Genomic DNA, 13372 nt, shown 5'->3' with positions numbered 1-13372 from the left:
TCGACTGAAGCGGGTCCGCGTTGCCCGGCGATGACGCGCCTGCCCGCCGCTTCAACGTTCCAGGCGGTCGACTGGCTTGAAGCTGCCATCCGCCCGGATCACGGTGAGGAAGACCTGGTCCATTCCCTGATTGTCGTCTGGGCCATAGGACAGCGTGACGCCGCCCAGATCGAACGTGCCGACTTCCTTGATGGTCGAAAGCAGCCCCGCCCGCGTAACCGGACCTTTCACCTTTCCCAAGGCTTCGATGACCAATCGGCCGACCATGTATCCCTCGAGCGAGACAAAGCCGACCTGGGCGTCCGGATTCGCTATCTTGAGCGCCTTTTGGTACCGGGCCACAAGCGGGATGCTCGGGTCCCCGGGGAATGGTACGACCTGAGTCACCACAACTCCCTTGCCGTCCTCGCCGAGCTCCTTGGCGAGGGCGTTGGCGCCGACGAATGAGATGTTGACGAAGACGGCGTCCAGCTTGAGCCGACGTGCCAGCTTGATGAACTCGGCGCACGGCTTGTAGGGGCCGACCATCACGACGGCCTCGGGGCCCGCCTTGCGGATCGCCAGCAGCGCCGTCTTCACCGCGGTCGTGTTGCGCTCGAAAGTGCCTTCAGCGACCAGCTTCATGCCACGCTTTTCCATCGCCTTCGCGACGCCCGAGAGACCGGCGCGACCGAAGGTGTCGTCCTGGTACAGGATGGCGATCCGCGAAACGCCGAGGTCAGCGGTGAGATGCTCGATCCAGGCCTCAGTCTCCTGATCATACGAGCCGCGAATGTTGATCACGTTGCGGAGCGACGGGTTGCGCAAGAAAGCGGCGCCTGTAAACGGCCCGATAAACGGCACCCCGGCTTCCGTAGTGATCGGCTGCGCCGCGTTGGAGGTGGGCGTGCCCACTTCGCCGACGAGCGCGAACACCCCGTTCTCATCGATCAGGCGCTTGGTGTTGGCAATTGCCTTTTCCGGTTCGTAGCCGTCGTCATAGGAGACAAGCTCCAGCCTCCGACCATTAACTCCGCCGGTGGCATTGGCTTCGTTGAAGGACGCGAGAATACCTTCCCGCATGCCAAGACCCAACGCCGCCGCGGGCCCCTCAAAGGCCGCCGATTGTCCGAACAAGATCCGGTCGTCGTACACGCCTGGCTCGGCGCGAGCCGCGACGTCCATGAGCGAGATCGCGCCAAACCCCAGAATCGCAGCGACTGCAATTCCTCTGGGCCAACATGTCATGCCGCGCTCCTTTGGTGAGGACGCGATCCGAACCGAGGCGGCTATCGAAAACTGCTCCCGGGCCGCCCGTTGGCGCACCCAAGTTTTAGAATTTTAGCACATGGCGCGGCCGGACAACAACCGAAACCGCGGGTCAAATCGAGGCCCTGTCCATCGTCCAACGACGCTCCCGCGGGCGCACGCCCACAAGCGACCACCTGACGGTCGTCGAGGTCGGTGGCAGATTCTCGTTCAAGTTCTGATACGGTTGGTGCCACTACCGAACGCGGCAGCCCGGGAGCGGAGGCATCGCTCGCTTAGATCAGTCGCATCCCGCGCAGGCTCGCGTGCCCGCTCTTGCCGACGATGATGTGGTCGTGCACGGCAATGCCGAGCGGCTTGGCGATGTCGATGATCGCCTTGGTCATCTGGATGTCGGCCTGCGACGGCGTCGGATCGCCGGAGGGGTGATTGTGCACAAGGATCAGCGCGGTCGCGGATAATTCCAGGGCGCGCTTGATGACTTCGCGCGGATAGACCGGCGTGTGGTCGACCGTGCCGGTCTGCTGCACCTCGTCGGCGATGAGCTGGTTGCGCTTGTCGAGGAACAAGAGCCGAAACTGCTCCTTGTCGGCAAACGCCATGCTGGAGCGGCAATAGTCGATCACCTCGGTCCAGGACGACAGCGCGTTGCGGCTGTTCACCTCGCCCTTGGCGACGCGGTGCGTCGCCGCCGCGATCAGCTTGAGCTGGTTGATCGCGGCCTCCCCGATGCCGTCGATTTCGCGCAACCGCGCCACCGGTGCGTGAACGACTTCGGCGAACGAGCCAAAGGTCTTGATCAGGGTTTTCGCGAGCGGTTTGGTGTCACGCCGCGGCAGCGCGGCAAACAGCGCCATTTCCAGAAGCTCGGAGTCGCTGAGCGCGTCGGGACCGGCCGCGTAGAAGCGCTCGCGCAGCCGCTCGCGATGACCGTGATAATGCGGCTCGGACGGTTTTGGCTTGTCAGGCGGGGCGCTGGATCGGGCGGGCATCGCGGCCAGCATCGCCGCGGCGGTGGCCTTTTGCAACCGCCAATTGCCGCGCGGCCGCTCTCACTCGGCGGTTTGGGGAGGATAGTCGATCGGCTGTTGCGGATCGCGATGCCAATCATATTCGGCCGCGAGCACCGCGTTCTCCGCGACCGCCCGGCCAGAGATCCGCGACACCAGGTGGAAGGCGAGGTCGGTCCCGGCGGAGACGCCCGCCGAGCTGACATATTTCCCGGCATCGACCCAGCGCGAGACGTTGTCCCACAGCACGCGCGGACCGTAGCTCGCCACGGTATCGAAGGAGGCATGATTGGTTGCGGCGGGAAGCCCGTCGAGGAAGCCGCATTTCGCCAGCACCGCCGCGCCCGTGCAGACCGACGCCATGATGCTGACCTTGCGGTCCATCGCGCGCATCCATTCGATCAGCGCCGCGACCGCAGCCGGATCGCTCTTGTCGTCCAGCAGCGGAAAGGTGCCGCCGCCGCCCGGCACCATCAACAGGTCGAGCGGCTCGCGCAGCGCGCGACCGAAATCCCAGTCCGGCACGACGGACGGACCGTTGATGCTCTTGACGTTCGCCATGGTCCTGCCGATCAGCACGATCTCGAACGGATAGGGTGGCGGCGAGGCATAGAAGGTGCCGAGGAAGCGCGCGATCGAGAAGGCCTCGACGAAGCCGAACACGTCGAGCGGCTCGAAATTCTCGTAGACGAAAATGCCGATCTTCTGGGTGCGTGGAAACATGGCCTGACCGCCTCTGTTTGCTTCTGCCCGCAATGACCTTGGTGGCGGCCGCGCACGTCAGCGTGATCGATGCCGCCACTATCATAAGTGTATTATGATGCTAATATACACCCTTCGATAGTTTTGGTCATGGTCGAATTTCGGTTCGCCTCGAGGCGGGAGATATCGATGACGAAGATTTTGTCGCGAAGGATTTTTAAACTGTCGGTCGCAATTCTGGTGGCCCTTCCGGGCGTCGCGCAGGCGCAATCCAAAACACCGGCGATGGCTACACAAGTGGCGACAGCCGCGGCTGCCGGCGCGGCCTGGGACCCGTCGCTGCCGGGCAAATGGACCTATCGCAGCTATGTCAATCGCGCCGACGTCATCGTGTGGGACGATCCGACCGATCCGGCCGTTCGAAATCTCGCCGCGCTGTTCGGACAGGGATCGACGGCCGCCAATGCGGTAAAGGCACTGGGCCTCGTGTTCGGCGAAGGCGTCATGACATTCGACCCGCCGTCGGGAAACAATGTCACCGGCACGCTCGACATGGGCGGCGGTCTCGTGCTCGATCTCAAGGGCACGATGCAGACACTGCCTTCGGGCGACATCTCCGTGGATCTCATCGGCACCGGCCGCGACAACACGCCGACGGCGAACTGGGAATACGACTACAGGGCCACGACCGCGCCGAAATGGCAAAACGGCGTCAACCAGATTCCGACGCTGGTCGGCACCGTGATCCGGGCCAAGCCGCATGACGGCGGCGCCGCCGGCGTCACGGCCTCGTTCATCTCGATCAAGCGGTGATGTGAACCGATCTGGAGCCGCATGGCGTCAGGTTGAATCAAATGGGCGCGGGCTCGGTTCACCTCTCCCCATCGGGGAGAGGTCGATTTGCGCCTCGCGATGCGCAGCATCGTCGAGTGCAAATCGGGTGAGGGGCGCGGCAGCAACGTGAGACCGTAAACCCTCACCCGGCGCTCCGCGCCGACCTCTCCCAAGGGAGAGGTGACCCCGATGCCGCGCCAATTCACCTAATCTCATCACGCTTGCGCTCAGCGGCCGGACTTCAGTCCCGGCACCAGCGCGGCGAGCCGGTCCTTGATGACGCGGCCGAACCTCGGCCCACCTGCAGGCGGCGGGCCGGGCGGCGGGCCTGCGCGCCCGACCGTTGCATCTGCGCGGCGGTCGACGCCGATGGTCAGCGTCGCGACATAGCAGTCGCGCTCCTCCTTCACCGCGCAGAAGGCGCGATGCTCGGGATCGGAGCGCGCGATGACGCCGTCATTGGCATTGAGGATCGAACGCTGCCGCGCGCGGTCGCCGTAATCGGGAACGTTGGTGTAGATGAACTCGTTCAGCGCATCCGGAAAGTAGGTCTGTCCCGTCAGCACGCTCTTGTCGTCGAGAATGACCTTGAAATGGACGTGCGCCGTGCGCCCGTCGTACCAGCCGGGATAGATGGTGTTGAAACCGGCCCAGCCGGACTCGTCGGTGACTTGCGTGCCGCGCAAAAAATTCTTGCCGGTCATGTCGATGTTGTGCCGGTCGCTCTGGCCGGGAAAGGCGGAGTAGAGGCCTTTAGCGTCGCAGTGCCAGATGTCGATCCGCGCGCCCTTGATCGCAGTGCAAGGGCCTGCCTCGATCACACGAAGCCGCAATGTCAGCGGCGCGCCGGGCCTGCCTTCGGTGATGTCCTGGCGAACCAGCTTTGGATCGACGTAGAATGGTCCTTCCTCCGCCTGCGGCGTCAGGATGCATGCGGCCTCATCTCCCGCCGGTGCAGGCGCCGCCTGCGCGCGCGTGCCGAGCAGGCCCGCGGCGCTGGCCGATACAAATCCAAGGAAGCCGCGGCGTGTCGACGTGCTCACTTCAATTCTCCTGGCTCCTCGACCACAGATCGTCATCGTCAGACGGAATGGCAAGATCAGGCTTTGAAAATGGCGACAATCAGTCCGGCTGTTTCCAGGTTCGCGCCGGCAGTGACACCGTGACAGCGACGACGCCGGCGAGAATGAGCGCCATTCCCGCAACAATTGGCCAGGTAAAGCGCTCGCCGAGCAGTGCTGTGCCGAGCGCCACCGCGAAGCCCGCCCGCAGATAGCTTCCGCTGGTCGTGCCGAGCGGGCCGAGCGTGTGGATCAGCCGGAAATAGATTGCCATCGCGAAGGCCGTGCAGACCACTGCGAGGGCGATCACCGCCGCGATCGCCTGCGTCGGCGGTGCTGCCAGCGTCCAGGGGCGTTCAAGGGCCGCGGCGGTGGGCAGCATCACGGTCGCAGCGCAGGTCATGGCGCCGGCCGCCGTGACGATTGCGGGAAGGTCCCGGAACCGCTGGCCCCATATCGGGGCAAGCGCGTAGCAGAGACTTGCTCCGAGCACGGCTGCTTGCGCCAATGGCGCCGTGCCGATCCCGGAAAGCGTGTCGAGGCCCATCGTCACAACGACGCCCGCGAGACCGAGACCGACTCCGATGATTTTCTGGCTGCTGATCGCCCTTCGCCCGCGCTCCGTTATCATCGCAATCGCCAGCACGAATATCGGCGGAGTTGCATTGAGAACACCGGCGAGGCCGCTCGCGATGTGCATCTCGCCCCAACTGATCAGGGTGAATGGTAGCGCGCTTTGCAGCAGTCCCTGTACGAAGAACGCGGCCCACGCCGATCCTTGGCGGGGAAGGGCGTATCCCTGCAAGGCGGCAATCAGGATTAGGAGAATGGCCGCGATCGTCACGCGCGCGGCCACCATCGTGAATGGCGGAATCGTCGGAAGCGCGACTTTGATCAGCGTGAACGAGCTGCCCCAGATCAGTGCGAGAAGCAGCAGGAGCCCGATCTCGAACGCGAGAGAGGTTCGCCTTGACTCTGCCTGTTCCGCCCTCGTGCTCATGCGATCTGCTCCTGGATTTGTCGGCACCATGATCCGGAGCGGCGGTGCGGGCTGGCTGAATTCGGACCTCATCGCCCGATCGAGTCCGATTTCAGCTACTCGGAGGGGCGCCTTGAAACTATGATTTCGTCATGACGAAGGCTTTGGCGAACCGGCAAACGCTGCCACCGCATCTCGATTGGGAGACCTGCGACCGGGCACGGTTGGCGCGCGCCCGCGCCTTCGACGGCCTGTTTTTCTCCGGCGTTCGCTCGACGCGTATCTACTGCCGGCCGGTCTGTCCGGTTCGCCCGGCACGCTCTGAGAACGTCACCTTCTATGCGACCGCTGCCGCCGCCGAGCGTGCGGGCTTTCGCCCGTGCCTGCGCTGCCGGCCGGAAACGGCTCCGGGCTCGCCGGCCTGGATGGGCACAGCCACCACCGTCGCGCGCGGGATGCGCCTGATCAACGACGGCTTTCTGGATCGGGCGTCGATGTCAGAGCTTGCAGACGCCCTCGGCGTTGGACCGCGCCATCTCCTGCGCCTGTTCACGCGCCATGCCGGCGCAAGCCCGAGCGAGATCGCCGCGACGCGGCGCGTGCAGGAAGCAAAGCGCTTGATCGATCAGACGGGTATGACGTTGGCGGAGATCGCCTTCGCAGCGGGGTTCGGGAGCGTTCGGCGATTCAACGACGCCTTTGCGGCGACCTATAAGCGGCCACCATCGTCATTCCGCCGCCGGCGATAGGCACTGCGGCGGAAGCGGTAGCTAGATCAGGTGATCTGTTTCTCGCCGTGTCGCTCCGACAGCGTGAAAATCTCGACGCCCGTTGCGGTAACGCCGACCGAGTGCTCGAACTGAGCCGACAGCGAGCGGTCGCGGGTCACGGCGGTCCAGCCGTCGGACAGGATCTTCACATGCGGCTTGCCGAGATTGATCATCGGCTCGATGGTGAAGAACATGCCGGGCTTGAGCGGCACGCCTTCGCCGGGCCGGCCGATATGGATGATGTTCGGCTCGTCGTGGAACATGCGCCCCAGGCCGTGGCCGCAGAAATCGCGCACCACGCTCATGCCCTGCGGCTCGACAAAACTCTGGATGGCATGGCCGATGTCGCCGGTGGTGGCGCCGGGCTTGACCGCCGCGATGCCGCGCATCATCGCTTCATAGGTCACTTCGATCAGCCGCTCCGCTTTGCGGGCGATCGGGCCCACCGCATACATCCGGCTGGAATCGCCGTACCAGCCGTCGACGATGAAGGTGACGTCGATGTTGACGATGTCGCCTTCCTTAAGCGGCCGGTCGCCGGGCATGCCGTGGCAGACCACGTGATTGAGCGAGGTGCAGGTCGAATAGCGATAGCCGCGATACATCAGCGTCGCCGGATAGGCACCATTGCTGAACGCGAACTCGCGCACGAACTCGTCGATGTCAGAGGTCGGCACGCCGGGCTTGACGATGTCGGTGAGCGCATCGAGGCACTTTGCGACCAGCGCGCCCGCCTTGCGCATGCCGACGAACGCGCTCGGCCCGTGCAGCTTGATCTGTCCGGTTTTTCGTAAGGATGTATCGGTGGCTTCGACGTAGCTCATGAGGTCTCGGTCTTCCGGCGGGTTCTGTCGGCGCAAGCGCTTGATATCCAGCCCCAATTTAATGATCGCGGGCTTTCATGCAAGCCGGGCTTGGCGGCCTTGCGGCCAAAAACCGCCTCAACTCGGGACTTCTACGGTGGTTTCGACCGGCAGTGCGCCGCCGCGGATGCGAATTTCGCGCACGGGGTAGGGAACCCGGATGCCCTCCTGCTTGAAGGCCTCCCACAGCGCCAGCATCACGTCGCTCTTGACGTTGTCCATGCCGTCGGGGTCCGCGATCCAGAAGGTGAGCGAGAACTTCATCCCGGCTTCCGCAAACTCGGTCAGGATGCAGTTCGGCGGCTTGCCTTTCTGGGCGCGCGGATGTGCCGCGGCGGTCCCGGCGGCGAGCTTGCAGACCAGCCTTGGATCGGCGTCGTAATTGGTGCCGAAGGGGATCTTCACCAGCGTGTTCTTGTCGGTATAGGTCCAGTTGACGACCTTCTGCGTCACCAGATCCTCGTTCGGGACCAGGAATTCGCGGCCGTCGCCGGCGGCGACCGAGATGTAGCGCGTCTTCATCGCGCTGATGCGCCCGGTGTTGTCGCCGATGGTGACGAGATCGCCCGGCTTTACCGATTTGTCGGCGAGCAGGATGATGCCCGAGATGAAATTGGCGACGATCTTCTGCAGGCCGATACCGATACCGACGCCGACCGCGCCGGAGAACACCGCGAGCGCCGACAGGTCGATGCCGACGGCGCCGAGCGCGATCACGATCGCGACGGTAAGGAGGCCGATGCGGATGATCTTGACCAGCAGCACCTGAACCGACGGCGTCAAATCGGTCGTCGAGTTGATCCGGCTCTCGGCGAAATTGCTGGCGATATTGGTCAGCCAGAGCGCGATCAGCAGCAGCAGGGCAGCCTTGATCACCAGCAGCGGCGTCAATCGCAGGCCGCCAAGCACGATCGCGACCGAGTCGAGCGCCTCGAGCGTGCCGTCGAGCTGACCGATGATCGAGAGTGCGGCGACGAACCACGCGGTGATCGACACCAGCTTGACGATGAAGGCGTTGCGCAGCACCGACGTCACGAGCCGGATCACGAGCCAGGCCATGCCGAGTTTGGCCGCGACCATCAACAGGTAGCTGCGGCTCGGCCAGGTCGAATGGGACATCACCACGCGCGAGACGATCACCAGCAGCGTGAAGACAGCGGTCTGTGCGCTGCCGACCATGACGCGGATGAAGTGCCGCAGCGGCGCCGGCCAACCCATGCCGAGCGAGGTCAGGTCCACCCTGGACCGCACCGCAGCCTGCGTGGCCGAGGCGATCCCGGCTGCGGCCAGAATCAGACCAAACTGAAGATAGAACCAGGGCGAGGCGATCTCCGCCCCGACGCTCCGCGCGGTCGTCTGCAGAAACTCCATGACGTCATGCGTGGTCATATCCATGGCGAAGGTTCTCGTCGGGCGGGCTGACAGGACGCGGGATGTGATTCGAGGGCCTGCGGCAGAATCCCACAAACGGCGCGGGCGGGCCACCGTTACACCGGCTCGCGATGCGCGGTAAGGCCGTAAAACAAGGCACATTGCCGCTGGCGGCAGAAATGGGTTGGCGCGGAAGTGTGGCGACGATATGGATGCCCTACCAATGATTTGTACGTGAAGGTGGATGGCCTCTCTCGACTCGGTCAGCATCGCTATCCTGCTCGGCGCCGTCCTGGTGATGGCCGGCATCCTGTCGAGCCTGCTCGCGCTGCGCTTCGGTGCGCCTCTGCTGCTCGTGTTCCTGGCCATCGGCATGCTGGCGGGCGATTCCGGCCCCGGCCAATTGCAGTTCGACGACGTGCGCACGACCTATCTGGTCGGCTCGGTGGCGCTGGCGCTGATCCTGTTCGACGGCGGCCTGCGGACCCGCTTCCAGAGCATCCGCACCGTGCTCGCGCCGTCCGTGGTGCTGGCGACCATTGGCGTGCTGCTCACGGCGCTGGTCACCGCCCCCTTCGCCAAATACGCGCTCGATCTGAACTGGTCCGAGTCGCTGCTGGTCGGCGCGGTGGTCGCCTCGACCGACGCCGCCGCGGTGTTTCTCCTGGTGCACACTCAAGGCCTGCGCCTGCGCCCGCGCGTCGGTGCGACGCTGGAAGCCGAATCCGGCACCAACGATCCGTTCGCGATCTTCCTCACGCTGATGCTGGTCGAATACATCTCGCTGGGGTCGGGCACGGCCAGCCGCGTGCTGTTCGAATTCATCCAGGAGGCCGTGCTGGGCGCGGTCGTCGGCGTCATCGGCGGCCGCATGGTGGTGCTGGCGCTCAATCGCGTGGCGCTGCCGCAGGGCCTGCATGCGCCGTTCGTCACCACGGCCGCGCTCGTGATCTTCGGCGGCTCGCAGATCATGCATGCCTCCGGCTTCCTCGCGGTCTATCTCGCCGGCATCATCATCGGCAATCGTCCGACGCGCGCTCATAATTCGGTGGTGACTTTCCTTGACGCTGCGACCTGGCTCGCGCAGATCGTGATGTTCGTGCTCCTTGGCCTGCTGGTCTCACCGCAGCGGCTCGGCGCCAGTGCCTTGCCGGCCATCGAGGTTGCCTTTGTGCTGATGCTGATCGCAAGGCCGCTGGCCGTGTTCGTGTGCCTCGCCCCTTTCCGCTTCAACTGGCGCGAAAAGATCTTCATCGCCTGGACCGGCCTGCGCGGCGCGGTCGCGATCTTCCTCGCCTCGATCCCGATGCTGGTTGGGCTGTCGAAGGCCTATCTCTATTTTGACGTCGCCTTCGTCGTCGTCATCATCTCGCTGTTGCTGCAGGGCTGGACGCTGGCGCCGGCTGCACGCAAGCTGCACGTCGCGCTGCCGCGCACCGAGCGCGGTCCGCGCCGCGTCGAGCTGGATCTGCCCGGCCAGCTCGAGCAGCAGCTCGTCGGCTATTCGGTGCGGCCAAAGAGCCTGTATTTCCGCCGCGGCCTGATCCCGTCCTGGTCGAAACCGACGCTCGTCATCCGCAACCAGAGCATCCTGACCCCGGCGGAGGCCGATCCGATTGCGCCCGGCGACTACATCTATCTGCTGGCGCCGCCGGAGAAGGCCGAGTCGCTCGACCGTTTCTTCGTCGACATGCAACCGAGCTCGGCGCCGGACCCGCATCTGCTCGGCGACTTCATGGTGTCGGGCGAGCACACGCTCGCCGAGCTCGCCGGAATTTACGGTGTGAATGTCAGCGAGGATGCGGCCAAGCTGACGCTCGCCGATTATTTTGACGTGCATCTCGACCGCGCGCCGAAGGAAGGCGCCGAGCTCGTGCTCGACTCGATCGTGCTGGTGGCGCGCTCGATCTCCGGCGGCCGCGTCAACGTCGTCGGCCTGCGCCTGCCAGAGGACGAGGAAACGCCGCCACCACAGACGCGCACGCAAGCGTTCCGGCGCAAGCTCGCGGATTTGTGGACCTCGGTTGCGGGAGTTTAATTCAACCGCGCGCAACGACGTAAGTTGTGAGGCTCAACTATTTCCCAACGTCGTCCCGGCCTAGTGCGCAATTGCGCACGGGGGCGGGACCCATAACCCCAGGGAGAAGTTTGGCGAAGACTTGTCGTTGCCTTGGTACTCACACCGCCCGTCACCGAGAAATCACGCGGTGGGTCCCGGCCTGCGCCGGGACGACATCGGAGTTTGTGCGCGGCGATTGCCCCGTGTCGACAAAGCGCCATCACCCCTCACGCAAGCACCTTCACGCCGCCGAACGACGTCACCTTGCCTTGCTTCAGCATCACGATCTGCGTCGCGAGCTGGCGCAGTTCGGCGACGTCGTGGCTGACATAGACCATCGGCACGTTGGCCTCGTCCCGCAGCCGCACCAGATAGGGCAAGATCTCGAGCTTGCGTGCCTCGTCGAGCGCGCCGAGCGGCTCGTCGAGCAGCAACAGCCGCGGTTTTGCCAGGAGCGCGCGGCCGAGTGCGACGCGCTGGCGCTCGCCGCCGGAGAGTTTTCCGGGCCGGCGATCGAGCAGGGCGCCGATGTCGAGCAGGTCGACGATACGCTTCTGCTGCGCGGGGTCGGCGGCAAGGCCGTTCATCCGCCTGCCATAGTCGAGATTCTGCGCGACGTTGAGATGCGGGAACAGCCGCGCGTCCTGAAAGACGTAGCCGATGCGGCGGCGATACGTCGGCACGTGGATGCCTGCGGCCGTGTCGTCGACGACGTCGCCGTCGATCGCGATCGTGCCGCGATCGGGCCGAAGCAGGCCCGCGATCATGTTGACCAGTGAGGTCTTGCCGGAACCGGAGGCGCCGAACAGGCCCGTGACGCGGCCCTCGCTGGTGAAGGACGCCTCAAGCGAGAATTCGCCAAGCTTTTTTTCGACGTCGACGCGCAGCATGGTCAATTCCCGTGCAGCCGCGCGGTGGCGCGGCGGGCAAACCACTCGGCCGCGATCAGCGCGCCGAGCGCCAGAATGATCGAGATGATCACGAGACGGCCTGCGGCGGCGTCGCCGTCGGGCGTCTGGATCAGCGAATAGATCGCCGAGGAAATCGTCTGGGTCTCGCCGGGAATGTTGGAGACGAAGGTGATGGTGGCGCCGAACTCGCCGATCGCCTTGGCAAAGCCGAGCACCATGCCGGCGAGCACGCCGGGCAGCGCCAGCGGCAGCGTCACCGTGGCGAATACTTTCCAGGGCGCGGCGCCGAGCGTCTCGGCGGCCTGCTCCAGCCTGCGGTCGATCGCCTCGATCGACAGGCGCATCGGGCGCACCAGCAGCGGAAACGACATGATGCCGCAGGCAAGCGCAGCACCGGTCCAGCGGAACGCGAACACGATGCCGAGATAGTCGGCCAAAAATCCGCCGACCAGCCCGCGGCGGCCGAAGGTGAGCAGCAAGAGATAGCCGGTGACGACCGGCGGCAGCACCAGGGGCAAATGCACCAGCGCGTCGATCATCGACTTGCCCCAAAAATCACGCCGCGCAAGCAGCCATGCGAGCGCGATGCCGAACGGCGTCGCCACCAGCGTTGCAATGACGGCGACCCTGAGCGAGAGCAGGATCGCCGTCCATTCGGCAGGTGTGATCTCGGACATCAAGTCGTATCAAGTCCAAATATCAAGTCGTGGGGCTGACCAGGAACTTGAAACCGTATTTTTCCAAAATGGTCTTGGCTCCGGTGGAGCGCAGGAAGGCGAGATAGTCGTTGGTCTCCGGCTTGGCCGTCGCGGTCGCGGCGACCGGATAGATGATCGCGGGATGCGACTCCGCCGGGAACGTGCCGACGATTTTTACGCCGGGCTCGACCTTGGCATCGGTCGAATAGACGATGCCGAGCGGGGCTTCGCCGCGCGCCACCAGCGTCAGCGCGGCGCGCACGCTCTCGGCCATCGCGAATTTCGGCTCGGCCGCCTGCCAGGCGCCGAGTTTTTCCAGCGCGGCCTTGGCGTATTTCCCGACCGGCACCGACTTGACGTCGCCGGTCGCGATCCTGCCGTCGCCGGCGAGCTTTGCGAGATCGAAGCCGGGGCCAATGGCGACGTTGTCGATTTTCGAATCCTTCGGCGCAATAAGCACGATGCTGTTGCCGAGCAGGTTGACGCGGCTCGGCTCGTTGATGGTTTTTTTGGAGATCGCATAGTCCATCCAGTCGGTGTCAGCGGAGATGAACACGTCGGCCGGCGCGCCCTGCTCGATCTGCTTGGCGAGCGCGGAGCTTGCGGCGTAGCTTACCGTGAATTTGACGCCGGTCTTCGCGGTATAGGCGGCGTCGATCTCGTCGAGCGCGTTCTTCATCGAGGCGGCGGCGAACACGGTGATGGTCTTGTCCTGTGCGGCGGCGGATGACGAGGCGGCGAGCAGAACGACGAAGGCGGCGAAAATGGCGGACAGGCGGGACATCAGAGCGCTCCATGCGCGCGTACAGGCGCGATCTGTGACACGCGCGTGACGGCGTTGGTTGAAGACAGGATGCGATCGGCGG

General features: G+C 64.8%; 13 protein-coding genes. 3 read left to right on the top strand and 10 right to left on the bottom strand.

The genetic code is table 11. The features are described 5' to 3' along the window. Positions 1–51: 51 nt before the first annotated feature. From JQ632_RS20540 to JQ632_RS20530, 3 genes are all read right to left on the bottom strand, one after another. A complete protein-coding gene (locus tag JQ632_RS20540) occupies positions 52–1164 on the bottom strand; it encodes an ABC transporter substrate-binding protein (protein ID WP_249152321.1) in 1113 nt (370 codons plus the stop codon). Between the two features lie 359 nt (positions 1165–1523). Further along, entirely contained in the window at positions 1524–2240 is a 717-nt protein-coding gene (gene radC / locus JQ632_RS20535; protein ID WP_212404456.1) for a RadC family protein, read from the bottom strand. Between the two features lie 60 nt (positions 2241–2300). After that, the gene (locus tag JQ632_RS20530; RefSeq protein ID WP_212404393.1) at positions 2301–2981 is read right to left on the bottom strand and encodes a DJ-1/PfpI family protein; all 681 of its coding nucleotides are present in this window, start codon (positions 2979–2981) and stop codon (positions 2301–2303) included. Between the two features lie 168 nt (positions 2982–3149). Between JQ632_RS20530 and JQ632_RS20525 the strand changes: the two genes are divergently transcribed. Beyond that, positions 3150–3773 carry a hypothetical protein gene (locus JQ632_RS20525; protein ID WP_212404392.1) on the top strand — a complete coding sequence of 208 codons (624 nt, stop codon included), beginning with the start codon at positions 3150–3152 and terminating at the stop codon, positions 3771–3773. 248 nt (positions 3774–4021) lie between these two features. Here the strand turns inward: JQ632_RS20525 and JQ632_RS20520 are convergent, their stop codons facing one another. Together JQ632_RS20520 and JQ632_RS20515 are read right to left on the bottom strand one after the other, a co-directional pair. After that, on the bottom strand, positions 4022–4837 hold the full coding sequence (locus JQ632_RS20520; protein WP_212404391.1) for an intradiol ring-cleavage dioxygenase: 816 nt from the start codon (positions 4835–4837) through the stop codon (positions 4022–4024). A 79-nt stretch (positions 4838–4916) separates the two neighbouring features. Then, complete coding sequence (locus JQ632_RS20515) at positions 4917–5855, bottom strand: DMT family transporter (protein WP_212404390.1); 939 nt, start codon at positions 5853–5855, stop codon at positions 4917–4919. A 131-nt stretch (positions 5856–5986) separates the two neighbouring features. On the opposite strand from JQ632_RS20515, the gene JQ632_RS20510 reads away from it, so the two are divergent. Beyond that, the gene (locus JQ632_RS20510; protein ID WP_212404389.1) at positions 5987–6583 is read left to right on the top strand and encodes a bifunctional transcriptional activator/DNA repair enzyme AdaA; all 597 of its coding nucleotides are present in this window, start codon (positions 5987–5989) and stop codon (positions 6581–6583) included. A 26-nt stretch (positions 6584–6609) separates the two neighbouring features. On the opposite strand, the gene map is transcribed toward JQ632_RS20510, so the two are convergent. Both map and JQ632_RS20500 read right to left on the bottom strand, forming a co-directional pair. Next, positions 6610–7428, bottom strand: a complete 819-nt coding sequence (gene map, locus JQ632_RS20505) for a type I methionyl aminopeptidase (RefSeq protein ID WP_212404388.1) — start codon at positions 7426–7428, stop codon at positions 6610–6612. Positions 7429–7545: 117 nt separating this feature from the next. Beyond that, positions 7546–8862, bottom strand: a complete 1317-nt coding sequence (locus JQ632_RS20500; RefSeq protein WP_212404387.1) for a mechanosensitive ion channel family protein — start codon at positions 8860–8862, stop codon at positions 7546–7548. Positions 8863–9082: 220 nt separating this feature from the next. On the opposite strand from JQ632_RS20500, the gene JQ632_RS20495 reads away from it, so the two are divergent. Continuing rightward, on the top strand, positions 9083–10876 hold the full coding sequence (locus JQ632_RS20495; protein WP_212404386.1) for a potassium/proton antiporter: 1794 nt from the start codon (positions 9083–9085) through the stop codon (positions 10874–10876). Positions 10877–11124: 248 nt separating this feature from the next. Here JQ632_RS20495 and modC read toward each other — a convergent pair whose 3' ends face one another. Genes modC through modA form a run of 3 tightly spaced genes read right to left on the bottom strand, consistent with a single transcriptional unit; the run spans position 11125 to position 13290 of the window. After that, complete coding sequence (gene modC / locus JQ632_RS20490; RefSeq protein WP_212404385.1) at positions 11125–11787, bottom strand: molybdenum ABC transporter ATP-binding protein; 663 nt, start codon at positions 11785–11787, stop codon at positions 11125–11127. A gap of 2 nt (positions 11788–11789) precedes the next feature. Then, a complete protein-coding gene (modB, locus tag JQ632_RS20485) occupies positions 11790–12485 on the bottom strand; it encodes a molybdate ABC transporter permease subunit (RefSeq protein WP_212404384.1) in 696 nt (231 codons plus the stop codon). Positions 12486–12507: 22 nt separating this feature from the next. Then, a complete protein-coding gene (modA, locus tag JQ632_RS20480; protein WP_212404383.1) occupies positions 12508–13290 on the bottom strand; it encodes a molybdate ABC transporter substrate-binding protein in 783 nt (260 codons plus the stop codon). Between the last annotated feature and the right edge of the window lie 82 nt (positions 13291–13372).

This window comes from Bradyrhizobium liaoningense (assembly GCF_018130955.1).
Lineage (GTDB): Bacteria > Pseudomonadota > Alphaproteobacteria > Rhizobiales > Xanthobacteraceae > Bradyrhizobium > Bradyrhizobium liaoningense_C.
The sequence above is the reverse complement of the archived record's forward strand: the minus strand, read 5'-3'. Positions and strand labels throughout refer to the sequence as shown.